Origin of the sequence: Neobacillus novalis NBRC 102450, from assembly GCF_001591805.1 — a bacterium.
GTDB lineage: Bacteria > Bacillota > Bacilli > Bacillales > Cytobacillaceae > Neobacillus > Neobacillus novalis.
Genome location: NZ_BCVP01000039.1, coordinates 24200 through 37320 on the forward strand (window position 1 = coordinate 24200; position 13121 = coordinate 37320).

Annotated in this window: 17 protein-coding genes, 1 pseudogene and 1 riboswitch; of the genes and pseudogenes, 9 read left to right on the forward strand and 9 right to left on the reverse strand. The window is 36.6% G+C overall.

All coding sequences use genetic code 11. The features are described 5' to 3' along the window. Positions 1-122: 122 nt before the first annotated feature. A complete protein-coding gene (locus BANVL01_RS21990; RefSeq protein WP_066082950.1) occupies positions 123-683 on the forward strand; it encodes an isochorismatase family protein in 561 nt (186 codons plus the stop codon). Positions 684-1121: 438 nt separating this feature from the next. On the opposite strand, the gene BANVL01_RS26975 is transcribed toward BANVL01_RS21990, so the two are convergent. Beyond that, positions 1122-1412 carry a heterocycloanthracin/sonorensin family bacteriocin gene (locus BANVL01_RS26975; RefSeq protein WP_082805100.1) on the reverse strand — a complete coding sequence of 97 codons (291 nt, stop codon included), beginning with the start codon at positions 1410-1412 and terminating at the stop codon, positions 1122-1124. 569 nt (positions 1413-1981) lie between these two features. Here BANVL01_RS26975 and BANVL01_RS22000 point away from each other — a divergent pair. The 3 genes from BANVL01_RS22000 (at position 1982) to BANVL01_RS22010 (ending at position 3710) form a co-directional block, all read left to right on the forward strand. Then, positions 1982-2431, forward strand: coding sequence for a hypothetical protein (locus BANVL01_RS22000; protein ID WP_066082954.1), 450 nt, complete (start codon positions 1982-1984; stop codon positions 2429-2431). A 396-nt stretch (positions 2432-2827) separates the two neighbouring features. Next, the gene (locus BANVL01_RS22005; RefSeq protein WP_066082958.1) at positions 2828-3394 is read left to right on the forward strand and encodes an HD domain-containing protein; all 567 of its coding nucleotides are present in this window, start codon (positions 2828-2830) and stop codon (positions 3392-3394) included. A gap of 49 nt (positions 3395-3443) precedes the next feature. Next, positions 3444-3710 carry a hypothetical protein gene (locus BANVL01_RS22010; RefSeq protein ID WP_066082959.1) on the forward strand — a complete coding sequence of 89 codons (267 nt, stop codon included), beginning with the start codon at positions 3444-3446 and terminating at the stop codon, positions 3708-3710. Here the strand turns inward: BANVL01_RS22010 and BANVL01_RS28070 are convergent. Beyond that, the gene (locus tag BANVL01_RS28070; protein ID WP_218010684.1) at positions 3707-3847 is read right to left on the reverse strand and encodes a hypothetical protein; all 141 of its coding nucleotides are present in this window, start codon (positions 3845-3847) and stop codon (positions 3707-3709) included. The two genes, BANVL01_RS22010 and BANVL01_RS28070, sit on opposite strands and share 4 nt — an antisense overlap. Next, entirely contained in the window at positions 3844-4506 is a 663-nt protein-coding gene (locus BANVL01_RS22015; RefSeq protein ID WP_218010685.1) for a hypothetical protein, read from the reverse strand. Before BANVL01_RS22015 ends, BANVL01_RS28070 begins: the two co-directional genes overlap by 4 nt. Before the next feature lie 211 nt (positions 4507-4717). Here BANVL01_RS22015 and BANVL01_RS27495 point away from each other — a divergent pair, with 211 nt between their 5' ends. Both BANVL01_RS27495 and BANVL01_RS27500 read left to right on the forward strand, forming a co-directional pair. Beyond that, positions 4718-4894, forward strand: a complete 177-nt coding sequence (locus BANVL01_RS27495; protein WP_235845704.1) for a molybdate metabolism regulator — start codon at positions 4718-4720, stop codon at positions 4892-4894. Between the two features lie 221 nt (positions 4895-5115). Further along, positions 5116-5281 (forward strand): annotated as a pseudogene (locus BANVL01_RS27500) (IS1595 family transposase); the annotation flags it as partial. Here the strand turns inward: BANVL01_RS27500 and BANVL01_RS22020 are convergent. Together BANVL01_RS22020 and BANVL01_RS22025 are read right to left on the reverse strand one after the other, a co-directional pair. Further along, positions 5263-5856 (reverse strand): hypothetical protein, encoded by a 594-nt coding sequence (locus BANVL01_RS22020; RefSeq protein WP_066082963.1) that lies wholly within the window; start codon positions 5854-5856, stop codon positions 5263-5265. The pseudogene BANVL01_RS27500 and the gene BANVL01_RS22020 sit on opposite strands and share 19 nt — an antisense overlap. A gap of 409 nt (positions 5857-6265) precedes the next feature. Continuing rightward, a complete protein-coding gene (locus BANVL01_RS22025; protein WP_066082965.1) occupies positions 6266-6697 on the reverse strand; it encodes a MarR family winged helix-turn-helix transcriptional regulator in 432 nt (143 codons plus the stop codon). 119 nt (positions 6698-6816) lie between these two features. Here BANVL01_RS22025 and BANVL01_RS22030 point away from each other — a divergent pair, with 119 nt between their 5' ends. After that, positions 6817-7404 carry an NAD(P)H-dependent oxidoreductase gene (locus BANVL01_RS22030; protein ID WP_066082967.1) on the forward strand — a complete coding sequence of 196 codons (588 nt, stop codon included), beginning with the start codon at positions 6817-6819 and terminating at the stop codon, positions 7402-7404. Positions 7405-7581: 177 nt separating this feature from the next. Here BANVL01_RS22030 and BANVL01_RS22035 read toward each other — a convergent pair whose 3' ends face one another. Together BANVL01_RS22035 and BANVL01_RS22040 are read right to left on the reverse strand one after the other, a co-directional pair. Further along, positions 7582-8886, reverse strand: coding sequence for a nucleobase:cation symporter-2 family protein (locus BANVL01_RS22035; protein WP_066082969.1), 1305 nt, complete (start codon positions 8884-8886; stop codon positions 7582-7584). Continuing rightward, complete coding sequence (locus BANVL01_RS22040; RefSeq protein WP_066082971.1) at positions 8886-9479, reverse strand: xanthine phosphoribosyltransferase; 594 nt, start codon at positions 9477-9479, stop codon at positions 8886-8888. The genes BANVL01_RS22035 and BANVL01_RS22040 overlap by 1 nt, the downstream gene beginning before the upstream one ends. 130 nt (positions 9480-9609) lie before the next feature. After that, positions 9610-9711, reverse strand: a riboswitch (purine riboswitch). Positions 9712-9947: 236 nt separating this feature from the next. Here BANVL01_RS22040 and BANVL01_RS22045 point away from each other — a divergent pair. Continuing rightward, positions 9948-10724 carry an SDR family NAD(P)-dependent oxidoreductase gene (locus BANVL01_RS22045; protein ID WP_066082975.1) on the forward strand — a complete coding sequence of 259 codons (777 nt, stop codon included), beginning with the start codon at positions 9948-9950 and terminating at the stop codon, positions 10722-10724. 50 nt (positions 10725-10774) lie between these two features. Continuing rightward, the gene (locus BANVL01_RS22050) at positions 10775-11632 is read left to right on the forward strand and encodes an alpha/beta fold hydrolase (RefSeq protein WP_066082976.1); all 858 of its coding nucleotides are present in this window, start codon (positions 10775-10777) and stop codon (positions 11630-11632) included. 85 nt (positions 11633-11717) lie between these two features. Here BANVL01_RS22050 and BANVL01_RS22055 read toward each other — a convergent pair whose 3' ends face one another. Together BANVL01_RS22055 and BANVL01_RS22060 are read right to left on the reverse strand one after the other, a co-directional pair. Next, on the reverse strand, positions 11718-12368 hold the full coding sequence (locus BANVL01_RS22055) for a FusB/FusC family EF-G-binding protein (RefSeq protein WP_066082980.1): 651 nt from the start codon (positions 12366-12368) through the stop codon (positions 11718-11720). Between the two features lie 375 nt (positions 12369-12743). Then, positions 12744-13013: a CD3324 family protein gene (locus BANVL01_RS22060; RefSeq protein WP_066082983.1), complete on the reverse strand. Its 270-nt coding sequence runs from the start codon at positions 13011-13013 to the stop codon at positions 12744-12746. Positions 13014-13121 lie beyond the last annotated feature (108 nt).

Sequence of the window (13121 nt, forward strand, 5' to 3'; positions counted from 1 at the left end):
AGTGGTAAGTGGAAAAAAATCAATGGATTCCTTTATATAGGTGTTTGAATCATAGCTTTAGAAATTAATACAATCAATAAGTTGGAAAATCAATATTAAATTTTAGGAAAGAAGTGTAATTTATGAAAAAAATTAAAGTAGAAAAAACAGCATTAGTCCTTATTGACCTACAGAAAGGAATTATTGGTTTAAAAGGTGAACCTCACGATACTTCCACAGTTGTCAACAATGCGGCACAACTCGCAGATGCCTTTCGTCGGGCGAGTGCATTTGTCACATTTGCACATGTCGATTTTTTAGACGGAAAAGATGAGTTGCATCCTGACGCGGAAATGCAATTGCCTCCTAAACTGTCTGAAGATTGGGCTGAATTTCCTCCCGAACTGAATGTGCAACCTACAGACCATATCGTAACAAAACGTCATTTCGGAGCTTTCTATGGTACTGACCTTGACTTGCAACTTCGTAGACGTGGAATAGAAACCATTGTGTTAGGTGGAATCTCCACCCATGTTGGGGTTGATACTACTGCTCGTGAAGCATATCAACACAACTATAATCAAATTTTTGTAACAGATGCCATGACTGCACCATTTATAGAAGCTCATGAATTTCCATGTAAGTTTATCTTTCCACTTATGAGTCGAATGCACACGACCGAGGAGGTACTTGCAGCACTATAGTCTTGAATAACTTAATTAATCAATAAACCCAGAAGGAAGGTGTAAATGGTCTGGCAACCTCTAATATGGTTGTATTAATTGATCGAGATCTTTTAATGAAGTGGATGTTAGAAATGAATAAGGCAGCATAATCTATTGACATTCGTTTTACATTAACGGCAATTTTGTCGTTGAATGTTATATGTCTAAACTTTTATAAAAATATTTTGCTAATCCAACGGTTGCAGGAGTTAAACTCTGAGCGGCTGCTGCGATCTCTTTTCTTTTTGTGTAAACGGGGCAGGTTAGTGAAAGAACGAATTCCTAATCGTTCCAATTGTGCACTATCAGTTAGTGTATGATTTTTTGTACAAAATGATAATCAGTAAAGTAGTGCCCTTGCGGCAAATTATGCATGGGCACTTTATTTCAATAGATATCCATTTTTTCTTTTGTGAATTAGTAATTGTACCAACCGTTGTAATCGTTGTAGCCGCTATAACAACCACCACAACCGCCACAACCGCCACAGCCGAAGCAGCCGAAGCAACCGAAACATCGGAATCCTCCACAACGAAAGCCCCCGCAACGCATACCGCCGCAACGCATGCCACCACACATCATGCCGCCGCCGCAACGCATTCCGCCAAAATGACGCGGATCATTGAGGTTTGGATCAATGGTAATTAAATTACCAACTTGGAAATTATCCATTCCTAACATTTGAAGTTCGTTTTGAAGATTCTGCATTTTTTCCTCCCCTTTGTATTTATTAATTAGGTTAGTCATACACCTATATAGAGAGATACACGAGGGTAATTCGTCAGTTTCGTTTAAATGAAACCATCATATACACCTGTACTCTCTTCAACAAATTATGATTTCTGTTAGGTCATTGTCACTGATTTAAGTGCCTATTTCAGTTTGAGGTAATATTAAATGTTGATTCATTACATAAAAACTTGTGGTTGATTAATCTGATATACTGTTGAAGTTGATGATTCAATGTATGAAAACTAGGATATAGAATGTGAAAGAATGCACTTAAAGTAACGGAGGCTTTAGTGAAGAAAGGGTTGCTGCGGCAGCTCTTTTTCTTTTTACGATAAGGGTACAGATTTAGTTCCACTAAAAAAATTAATTTATAGTTAAAATAGATTGTGTATAGCTTAACCACTATTACGGTCCCGAAGGCGAAGAGGAACAAGATGCACTGCAATCTTAATTAATGAGTTTGGGAGTTCAGGAGAGATTGTGAAGGCTTGCAGTTAAACTAATAATTACCGATCTAACCTAAGGTAAAAGAGGTGAATAATCTTTTGACACAATACATTTATCTAGCCTCACCCCTGAACCTGCCAGAAGGTTCCTATGGCTTAAACCCAGTTTCCCCTGAACAGCCCAATGTATTTGAAACTGAATTGGATTTTGCACATTTGTCATTTGAAAACAATTATGATAGTGAAACCAAAGTGAGATTTAACTATAGTCCGCATTTCAGTTTCAACTATCAAGTAGCGTGTAGTTATAATTTCCTGTTTCTAAAAGATTGTTTAAAAGGGAATGCAATCGATGAAAAATGTTTGGGGCTGCTCCATTCATATATTGGCAATGCCCTTCAAGCTAGTGGGATTGTTGAGTATTTTACTTGTTGGAACGGTGAAGAAGCGCTGCCTATTACGAATAAACGAAGCATTCAGTGGGTGAATATCAAAACACCCTACGATCTTGTGCTAACAGATCGTGAATTTTGGGAAATTACTTTGTAGTATGTTTGAAAAGAGGGGATATCAGCTGGTACAAATATATCCAAATGCAGTTGATGAGTGAGAATAAAACTGAAATCCCGCATAGGTTTCCAATTCGTCACGAAATTTGTTTAGGAAAATATCCCATTAGTGATCCACTCAAAGAATTGTGCAAATGGGAATGAGAATAACCAGTCGAACCATGAATTCGATCATCACGGACCTCCATTAGCATGACTTTTTATAGTTTCAGTATAACGCCTGTTTATTAATCTCTGATAAACTAATTGTAAATAAAATGTAAATCATTTATTTGTTGGTTTTTTATTCGGTGATTATGATGAGTTAGGCTATTTGAAAAGGTCTAATCAGTATTTTAGTAATTGGTCTTTTAAAGGAAAGGGAGGAAAGCCTCTTATGAATGTGATTGAAAAAGCCCTAGAGGTTGCAGGTCGTGCACATGTAAATCAGTGTAGAAAACATACCGATATTCCCTATATCACTCATCCGGTTGCAGTTGGGATGATGTTAATGAAAGCAGGGTATGGTGATGATATTGTTGCCGCAGGAATCTTACACGATACAGTTGAAGATACAACACTTTCATTAGCAGATATTGAACGGGAATTTGGCCCTACAATCGCTAGTATTGTAGAAGGATGCTCAGAACCTGATAAAACATTATCTTGGGAGAAAAGAAAGCAGCATACGATTGAGTTTCTAAAGACTGCCCCAGAAGATATCAGAGTTGTTGCCTGTGCTGATAAATTACATAATTTAAAGTCCATCATGAACGACTATGAACAAATCGGTGATATGGTCTGGGAAAGGTTTAATCGTGGTAAAGTGGATCAGGAATGGTACTACCGGAACGTGGCTGCAAGTGTGGGTTACCAGTCAAACTTTAAGTTGTTAGATGAGTTAAAGATTGAAATAGATCGATTGTTTAGCCCTAACGATAGAGAAATCCAAAAACAGCAATGAGAAGTAGATTCCCTTATATCTAGATAATTGAGACTGGGAGGTCAAAGGAATGGGCGGATGGGTTATAGTCTTTTTCATTTCATTTTTTGTTCTTTATGGCTTTTACGCAATTAATTTATATCTGCCGAAAAAGAAAAATCTAAAATATGTAATCTCTCTCTGCTTCTTAATCATTGGTTTACTAGGATGGCTGTATATTTGGATTGGCTCGGGCTGGTTAATGACTGGCATTATTAGTACGGGCTTTTTAGTGTTATCGGCCATCTCTGTTTTAGTTGCTTTGCTGTTGGATTTAGGTTCAAAGTTAAAAAATTAATATTGGTGCCTGTCCCCCAATGAAGTAACGCGCTTAATACACGGGGCAGGCAGATGATTCTTTTGATTAACATACTGAATAAAATCCATAACAACGATATTCTTTCGAAAAAACCTCGCTGTAAGATACTTGATCATCGTACTGCCGTCATATAACTGTTATATAAGTTAGAACACTCTTTCATACATTCAAGATATAGACCACTTATTTTTTCATTAGGGCATAATTTAAGATAACTTTCGGTTTCTAATATGGATATGAGGGGTTTCATTTCAACATAATACTCAAAATGCTGTTTGGCAGTTAAAATCTTTTTATATTTTTCTAGGATTTTTAGATAGGAACGATCAATCAAACGGTATTCACATTTCGCTAATTCAGCACGATAAAAGCTATTCATTTCACTTTCAAAAACGTTTTCTTTATTAGTATTTTCTCCGCAAAAAATCTGGGTTCCTGCAGAGTAGTAAAGATATTCACCATTTTTATAATGCCTTTTCTCGATGCGGAACCTATGCCAGTTTCTGACCTCCTGAAAACGCGCACCTAATGCACTTGTTTTGTTGGAAATGATGTTTGGATTAAGGTTTAATAAATGTTGAAAGATTTGAACATTTGTTTCCCTTTCAGAAAGACTTGTAATCGAACACCAACATAGATAGTTGTTGTCTAATTCTCCAATAATACAAACTTCTTTTCCAGCGCTGATATAGATGTCAAAATAAATGGATTTATCGTCAATTTTATAATTAGGCGTTAAACTTTTATTTTTAGTAACCAAGTTATATTTTTCCATATGATGGATTTATCCTTTCCATTCAGACTTCTCGAACATTGCCTATAATTATAACATTACCTTTTGTAACATGACGTTTAATTGACCGATTTTTGAAGGCTATTGGCTGCCAAAAGTTAAGTTTAATTTAGCTCCGAGTACAACCCTTTCACATGTTAATCGGGATTTATTATTTGTTATTAGGAAAAAGGTCAGGGTTGCAGGAAATTGGATGAAAAAGGCGAATGTAATAGGAGCATTTAGAAGCGATGAAATGCAAGATTTACTAGCTGACAAAGGATTAAAATCTAATAGTGATATAGAATTTGATTGGGAAGACGAAGATGATTTAGCGGAGATGTTCCCAACACTATGGGAGCATTTTGGAGAAGAACCATTGGGTTATTAAGATAATAAGAAATGAATTTTAAGCTGTCAATCGATCATAGATGTTAGATCGTCAAAATTTCAACCGCTATCTTCTATGAGCGGTTTTTCTATTGGAAAATAATATGCTAAGCAATAACAAAAAATAGAATTTCATTTTAGAAAAAATCCTTTGAAAATGATTAAGGTCAACTAAAACAAATGTGATTGAAAAAGCCCTACAGATTGCAAGCAAAGCTCATTCTAAAAAACTGGATGGATAGATTCCAAGATGTAGCAACTAAATATCTTGATATTTATCTATATTGGTTCAGTGGCTAGAAATGGTAAGCATTTATCCTTTGAAAAACAAGTTGAACAAATGCTTATTTCTGCCTGCAAAAAATCAAACTATAATGATGGGGACTGACCATTTTTTTCGTTAAAAGATTTATGATCGAATTTTATTCCTGTTAAAATCAATCCCGCCCCTGTAAAAATTGCCCCAAGGACTTCAATTATGGCCTGAAAAATACCTGCGACACTCGCTGCTGCAAACACGATAGTGCCGATTAACAGAAGGCAGCCCGAGTAGGCTGGCAGCACTTTACTGCGAATAATGGTAATTCCAAATAGAATCATACCTAAAACAAATAAGAGCGGACCAAATAAAAAGGACGGTTCGGTAAGGGGTGTGTTGAAAACAGGACTGGCTTTTTCCATGAATGCCTGAGCTATTTCTACGTAGACAATCGATGTGACAATAATATTGCCAATAATCCCAAAAAGCATGGCCAAAAATCCCAAGATTCCATTGTTCTCACCAAGAAAGAAGTACAGGCTAAAAAAAGCAAAGACCAAAAGCAAATGAGCAAAAAAGACGAGTAGATTTCCGAAACTGGTACCAAATTCGCCTGCTCCGAAATTGAAAGAATGGGCAAAGATAAGGAGAATTCCTGAAAGAATGGAGGTGAATTTTCCTAGCCTTGCAATGGACTGAGTCATAGTTTCACTCCTTTGACATTTGTAAAGAAAAGATTGGCGTTGGTCGAGTGTTCCTGTTCATTCACATGCCAGTGGGTCACCATGGGTCACGACCATTAAGGCAACTCCTTTTGAATTGACTTTTCAGAGTTTAAGTATATATGTACTTTATTAACTTTTAGTATTTGAAGTGTAAATAATTGGTCAATTTTTAAGAAGATGGAGTTTTATGCTTGGTAATAAGGGTCAGGCACCTTTTTGGTTTTATTTTACTGAAAATCCATTCTACAATAATTCCTATCCAAACGAATTGAAAAACATTTTTTAGATTCAAAAATTGACCGCGATAAAAATGAATACTTAAACACCCTCAATTGATTAGTTGTAAACAATTTTCATTTGAGGATGCTATTTTCTTGTAATTTCATATCTATTTATAAAATAGTTTTGTCTGAAGAATATCCAGGGCGCGTTCAATATCCTCTAAATCTTCTTTCGAAGCATTTTGTATTCGATTTTGGAAGCGAGATTCTACACATGCAAAGGCTTCGTTCATCATGATTTCTCCATCTTTAGAGAGACGAATGTATTGTTTTCGTCGATCTTCGGTATCACTTATCTTTTCAATTAAATTTTTTTCGCTTAATTTTTTCACCTCACGACTAGTATTTGGCATCGATATATGCTGACAATCACTAATATCACTAAGGGTAACAGGCTGACTGACGGTTATATACTCAAGAATGCTATATTGAACTGGAGTGATGGAATCAGATTTGGCATTTTGTGTTAATTCATGTGTCACACGATGAACTGAAGTTGTAAAAGACACACATTTAAAAAAAAGAGCTTTTTTGTCCATATTGCTCACCTCTTATTAAGAAGATAACAAATTTGTTATCATAATACAATTATCATTTGACAATAAAAAAGAGCGGTGTTATGATTTTGTTATCAAATGATAAGTAATGGGGGTGGGTTATGAAAATCCTGGTTATTTACACGCATCCTAATCACAAAAGTTTATGTTACGCATTTTTAGAAAAGATTATCAAAGGAAGTAATGAAAATCCTAACATAAAGGAGTTACAGGTCTTAGATTTGTATGAAGAAGGCTTTAATCCGCTCCTAGTGTTTAATGAGAATAAACGAAGACGTGATATGTATTGTGATCCTCACCTTGAAAAATATAGAAAGCAAATTTCTTGGGCTGACAAGATTGTCTTTGTCTATCCAATCTGGTGGGGAAGACCTCCAGCAATGCTGATGGGGTACATTGATCAATTATTTGCAGCAAATTTTGCCTACAAAGATAAAAAGGGGCTTCTGCCAGAAGGATTATTGAAAGGGAAATCAGTTGTATGTGTGTCTACTATGAAGGGACCTACAAAATATCCACTTTTCTGGTTAAATAATTCGCATAAAATATTGATGAAAAAAGCCTTATTTAATTTTGTAGGGATCAAAAAAGTGAAGTTTTTTGAATTTGGTAACATGGAAAGTCCGATGGGAAAACAAACAAAAAAACTAGAAAAAATTTATTTTTATTTTAAAAAAGTAGACCGTTAAGCAACATTATTGTTTCTCTATTGTTAGATGTGAATGAATTTTTTCTTAGTCCTTTTCACTAGTAATAAAACAGCGATCAAATATTGGTGCCTGTCCCCCGGTGCAGTAATGCTTTAACATACTGGGGGTCAGGCACCACTTCCTGACCCCATTTTACATAATCTTGGTGGTACCCCATTAAGATACCTTTAAGCCTTGAGAAGGTTGGCTTTGCTTTAACGGTTTAGAGACATTAAAGACGATATTTAGAAAAATGGCCGTAAAACTGCCAGCAACAATCCCGCTGCTTGTTAGGATTTTAATACTGTCTGGCAACTGTGCAAATAGATTTGGAACCGTTGTGACACCTAAACCGACACCAACAGAGCAAGCGATGATCAAGAGGTTTTCTTGAGATGAAAAATCAACTTTGCTAAGCATTTTTATTCCGGAAGCAATCACCATCCCAAACATAGCCACCATCGCACCGCCGAGTACGGAGGTAGGAATTATGGTTGTTAAGGCAGCAATTTTTGGAACAAATCCAAGAAGAATCAATATGCCAGCTGTTGTATAAATGACCTTTTTGTCTTTCACGCCTGAAAACTGGACAAGTCCGACATTTTGCGAATAGGTGGTATAAGGGAATGAATTAAATACGGCTCCAATGACACTAGCCAGACCTTCGGAACGATAGCCTCTTACCAAGTCTTTTTCCGTAAGTTTCCTCCCAGTAATATCACTTAAAGCAAAATAGACACCTGATGATTCTACGAGACTCACCATCGCTACAAGAGTCATGGTAATGATCGGAGCCAGCTCAAATGATGGTGTGGCAAAATGGAAAGGGGTTACCATATGGAACCAGGAAGCCTCACCGACTGAAGAAAAGTTAACTTTTCCCATAAAAAAAGCTACACTTGTTCCAGCCATCAATCCTAAAAGAATAGATATCGCGCGAATAAAGCCTTTAAAAATTCGGTAAAGGATAATAATGAATAATAATGTCCCAAATGCAAGCGTAATATTGGTAATGGAACCGAAATCAAGGCTGCCTTGACCCCCAGCAACGTTATTCATAGCGACTGGAATCAGTGTTGTTCCAATGATGGTTACGACAGATCCGGTAACGACTGGCGGAAAGAAACGGATCATCTTACCAAAGAAAGTCGCAATGAGCATAACAATGATTCCAGAAACCAGTATCGATCCATAGATAGCGGAAAGACCATACTGTCCTCCAATCGCAATGATCGGCCCCACAGCGGTAAACGTACAGCCCAACACGATGGGCAGTCCAATACCGAAATAACGGTTTTGCCATACTTGTAGTAATGTAGCGATTCCACTTGTCAGAATATCAAGTGAGACTAAATAGGCTAATTGTTTACTAGAAAGACCAAGTGCCCCGCCGATAATAAGAGGAACGATGACGGCCCCTGCATACATCGCTAATACATGCTGAATCCCTAAAGAGGTGGTTTTCAATGGATGTTGTTTCATTAGACTAACTCCTCCACTTTTTCATTGATAAAGGTGACTTCTCCATTTTCTAAAGAGGCAATTCTTGCTATGGATTCAACCCTAATCCCTTGTTTCGTTAATAGTTGAGCTCCTGGTTGGAAAGACTTTTCAATCACGATGCCAATCCCTTTAACCTTGGCACCGCTTTGTTGAACGATTTCTACTAAACCAAGAGCTGCTTGTCCATTTGCAAGGAAATCATCTATGATTAGCACACGATCTTCTTTATTTACATATTTTTTTGAAATAGAGATTTCGTTTGTTTCATTCTTGGTAAAAGAATGAACACTTGCTGTCAGTAAATCTCCATTAAGTGTTAAGGATTTTCTTTTTCGAGCAAATACAACCGGAACCTTTAAAAATAAACCAGCCATTACCGCAGGTGCAATCCCCGATGATTCAATCGTTACGATTTTCGTAACTCCATCATTCGCAAATCGTTCTGCAAACTCTTTTCCAATTTCGAGCATTAAGTTGGGATCAATTTGGTGGTTTAAAAACGAATCGACCTTTAATACATGCTCTGACAGTACTTTTCCGTCCTTTTTAATTCTTTTTTCTAAAAAGTTCATTGTGTAGTTTCCCCCTAATGAAAATTAAAAAGCCCAAAGATCATCGCTCACTTCAATAATCGAGTGAGGCAATGACCTTTGGGCTAAATGTCCAAAAGGAAATAGAAAAAGTGCACGATTAACCTGTGCATTTTTCTCATTACCCACTCATAGTCAGATTATTTACGGTAATCCGGTAGAAACTTGCAGGCCATATTCCTGCGATTATATGAGCGAAGTCTTATAAATATATGTTCACATTATAGCATGTTGACACAGTAATTCAACCCTAAATTTCAAAAAAAGCGAACATTAATTCATACAATGTAAAGATTGTTCGTCTTTTTAGAACGCTTTCATTAGATAAAGTGCATTGACTGTAGGTCAGGCACCACTTTTTGAAGACTCTTTTTCTAGTAATAACATTTGAAGAAGACTGGCAAAAAGAATAAACTTGAATTATCTGAAAAGAGAGAGCGAGGATTCCAAATGGCTAAATTAGAAGGAAAAGTAGCGGTGATCACAGGTGGAGCAGGCGGGATTGGAAAGGAAACCGCTGAATTATTTTTAACAGAAGGTGCAAAGGTTGTTTTAGTGGGTAGATCAGTTGAATCCCTTCAGAATGCTAAAGCTGAACTTGATTCGTTTGGTGAGGTAATCACAATTAAAGCAGATGTTTCCCAAGAATCTGATACCATTCATTATGTCAAAACAGCAGTGGATCGCTTTGGAAAAATTGATATTTTCTTCAATAATGCAGGAATAGAAGGAAAAATTGCGCCTTTGGTTGAACAATCAGTCGAGGACTTTGATGAAGTGATGAATATCAACGTACGAGGTGTCTTTTTAGGATTAAAGCATGTTCTGCCCGTCATGATGGAGCGAGGAGGGGGGAGTATTATCAATACAGCTTCTGATGCGAGCTGGATGGGATATCCTACTCTATCACCCTATGTTGCTTCGAAGCATGCGGTAGTTGGTCTAACAAAAACAGCAGCACTAGAAGCAGCAAACAAAAATGTACGCGTCAATTCGATTCATCCTACAAGTGTGAATACGAGAATGATGAGATCGATTGAAGAAAGAACATATCCAGGTCAGCCTGAACAGGCTTATGAAGAGTATAAACAGCTTATTCCTTTTGGAAGATACGCAGAACCAATTGAAATCGCCAAATTGGTTCTATTCCTTGCTTCCGATGATAGTTCATTTATCAGCGGCAGTCAGTACCGGATTGATGGCGGGATGTCTGCAAATTCAAATTAAACGGAAGTCAGTAGCTATATATAGGATTGTGTTCAAAAGGGGAACGATTAATGGAAAGAATAATCAAGCTATTTTCATTTGAAGACATATCCATTGAATATTCAATAATCGGAAAAGGGGAACCCATATTTGTCATGCACGGGGGACATTCCAATTGTCATGAGGAATTTGGTTATAAGGCATTAGTAGAGAATGGTTTCTCCATCATAACCCCATCAAGAGCGGGATATGGGGGCACATCAAAAGAAGTTGGAAAAAGCTTAGCAACTGCCTGTAGCTATTATTCAAGATTGCTAGCCCATTTAAACATCGAAAAGGTTCATCTACTTTCTATTTCTGCAGGGGGACCCAGCGGGATTTATTTTGCTGCACACTATCCGGAACTTGTTGCTTCATTAACCTTGCAATCTGCAGTAACAAAGGAATGGCTTACTCCTAAGGATAAGGAATATAAAGCGGCTAGGATTTTATTCCGTCCAAAAGTTGAAAAATATACATGGAAATTAATTTCACTTATGAACAATCAGTTTCCTCAGTTTATTTTTAAAAAAATGTTCCCTTCGTTTAGTAATCTAACTTATGATGAAGCAAAAAGGAAAATGAATAAGGAAGATGTAGAAGCGATTAGAAAAATGAATAATCGCCAACAGTCAGGATATGGATTCTTTATAGATCTAATACAAGTCAATGATATAGCTAGCGAAGATTTACAAGCTATTGGGTGTCCAACCCTTATCATGCATAGTAAACACGATGGCTCTGTCCCGTTAGAACATGCCTTTCATGCTAATGAAAACATTCCTTCATCAGAACTATGTCTGCTTGACTCATGGGGGCATTTAATTTGGCTTGGTAAATCGGCTGAGGAAACAGACATCAACCTTATTAAATTTCTAAATTCTAACTAGATTTAAGAAGAAGGAAAATATTGAGTATGGGGAGAAAAAGCAAATGTGAAAACTTCACAATGGTGTCAGGCACCATGTGAAGTTTTCACATTCTTAGGGAGTCTCTTAGAAAAGTTGTTAAATAGTCGGTATCGGTTATTTTTTTATTGCATTCGCTGCTATCGGCGCAAATCAGGTTGCCGATGGCCTTGTAATAATCCGGATTTTTAGGATTTTTCGCTTTAGTTACGGTAGAAAAATAGGAAACCTGGCCAAAACAATTACAGAATGAACAAATATTATTTTTACTAGTCGGTGCAAATTTACATTCAATGCCGACCATTTTTCCATCTAACTCATATACAATAAATTTTTTATTGGAGCTTAGATCGTTCCAGCTTAAATAGGTCAGCAGGCTGTGGTCTATATTTGATAAATCTGGAAGCTTTAATTTTTTATTCTTCGGAAACATTTTTTTCAGCTGCTGTTCGGTGATTCTTGGAAATGGCAGTAAAAAGGCCGAAAGATGCTGGATATATTGCTCATATTCGGCATCTGTCTTCAGTCTGGATAGATCCAGCATTTCTTGTTGATCCAATGCTGCATTTGGAAAGAGGTCCAAGATTTTGGCATTGGCTAAGTCAATCACAGCAGCCAAAACGTTTGGTGGTACATTTTTTTTGGTGCTGTCCTTAATCAGAGCAATCTGTCTTTTTATAAAATTTAACTGTTCATTTTTAATAAATTTTTCGGTCATCGTGTTTATCTCCTATCATATTTCGGTTCCTCATTACACTTATTTTAACGAGTGCAGCAAGCTTATAAAATAGAAAAAATGACTTAGAAACGTTTTTTACATAGGCTGTTTTCGTAAAGAATGTTGTTATTAACCCTCATTATGCTCCCAAAAATCGTTAAAACAGTGTAAAATTACACCTTATTAATAAGTGGAACAGATATATCAGCGGATTTTGGATGTTTATTAGCGAATCTACAATTTTATTAGCGAATTCGACCAATTTATCAGCGAATTTTCAATTTTATTAGCGAATCAATAAAAGCAACAATCTTTTAGAAAAGAGCCTTTACATAAAACAGCACTGATGAAGGATTTTCACCAGTGCTGTTTTATTTACTTTTTATGTGAGTATACAATTTTCTTTATCGTTTCAGTTGAAAGGTAATATTCCTTAGCAAGTTGCTGGATGCTGTTGCCACTAATAAAAGAATTTCTAATGGTGGCATTACGGCGATCAAGCAGCCGTCTCCCTCCACTTGAGGTTCCCCATTTGCGATATTCCGTTTCGAGCTTGGGAATGTAAAGAGTTTCCCCCTGGACATACTTTTGGATTTCCACGATTAGCTTTTCAGGTAAAACTTTGTTTGCATTAATATATTTCAATTTTGCCCGCTCCTTATTTTAATTTTGAAAAAAATAAGGTGCAAAGCCAAAATATTAGAAAAGCTTGTTCAGCGATTTAATTAAATGTTTCGCCCCATACAAAGTATC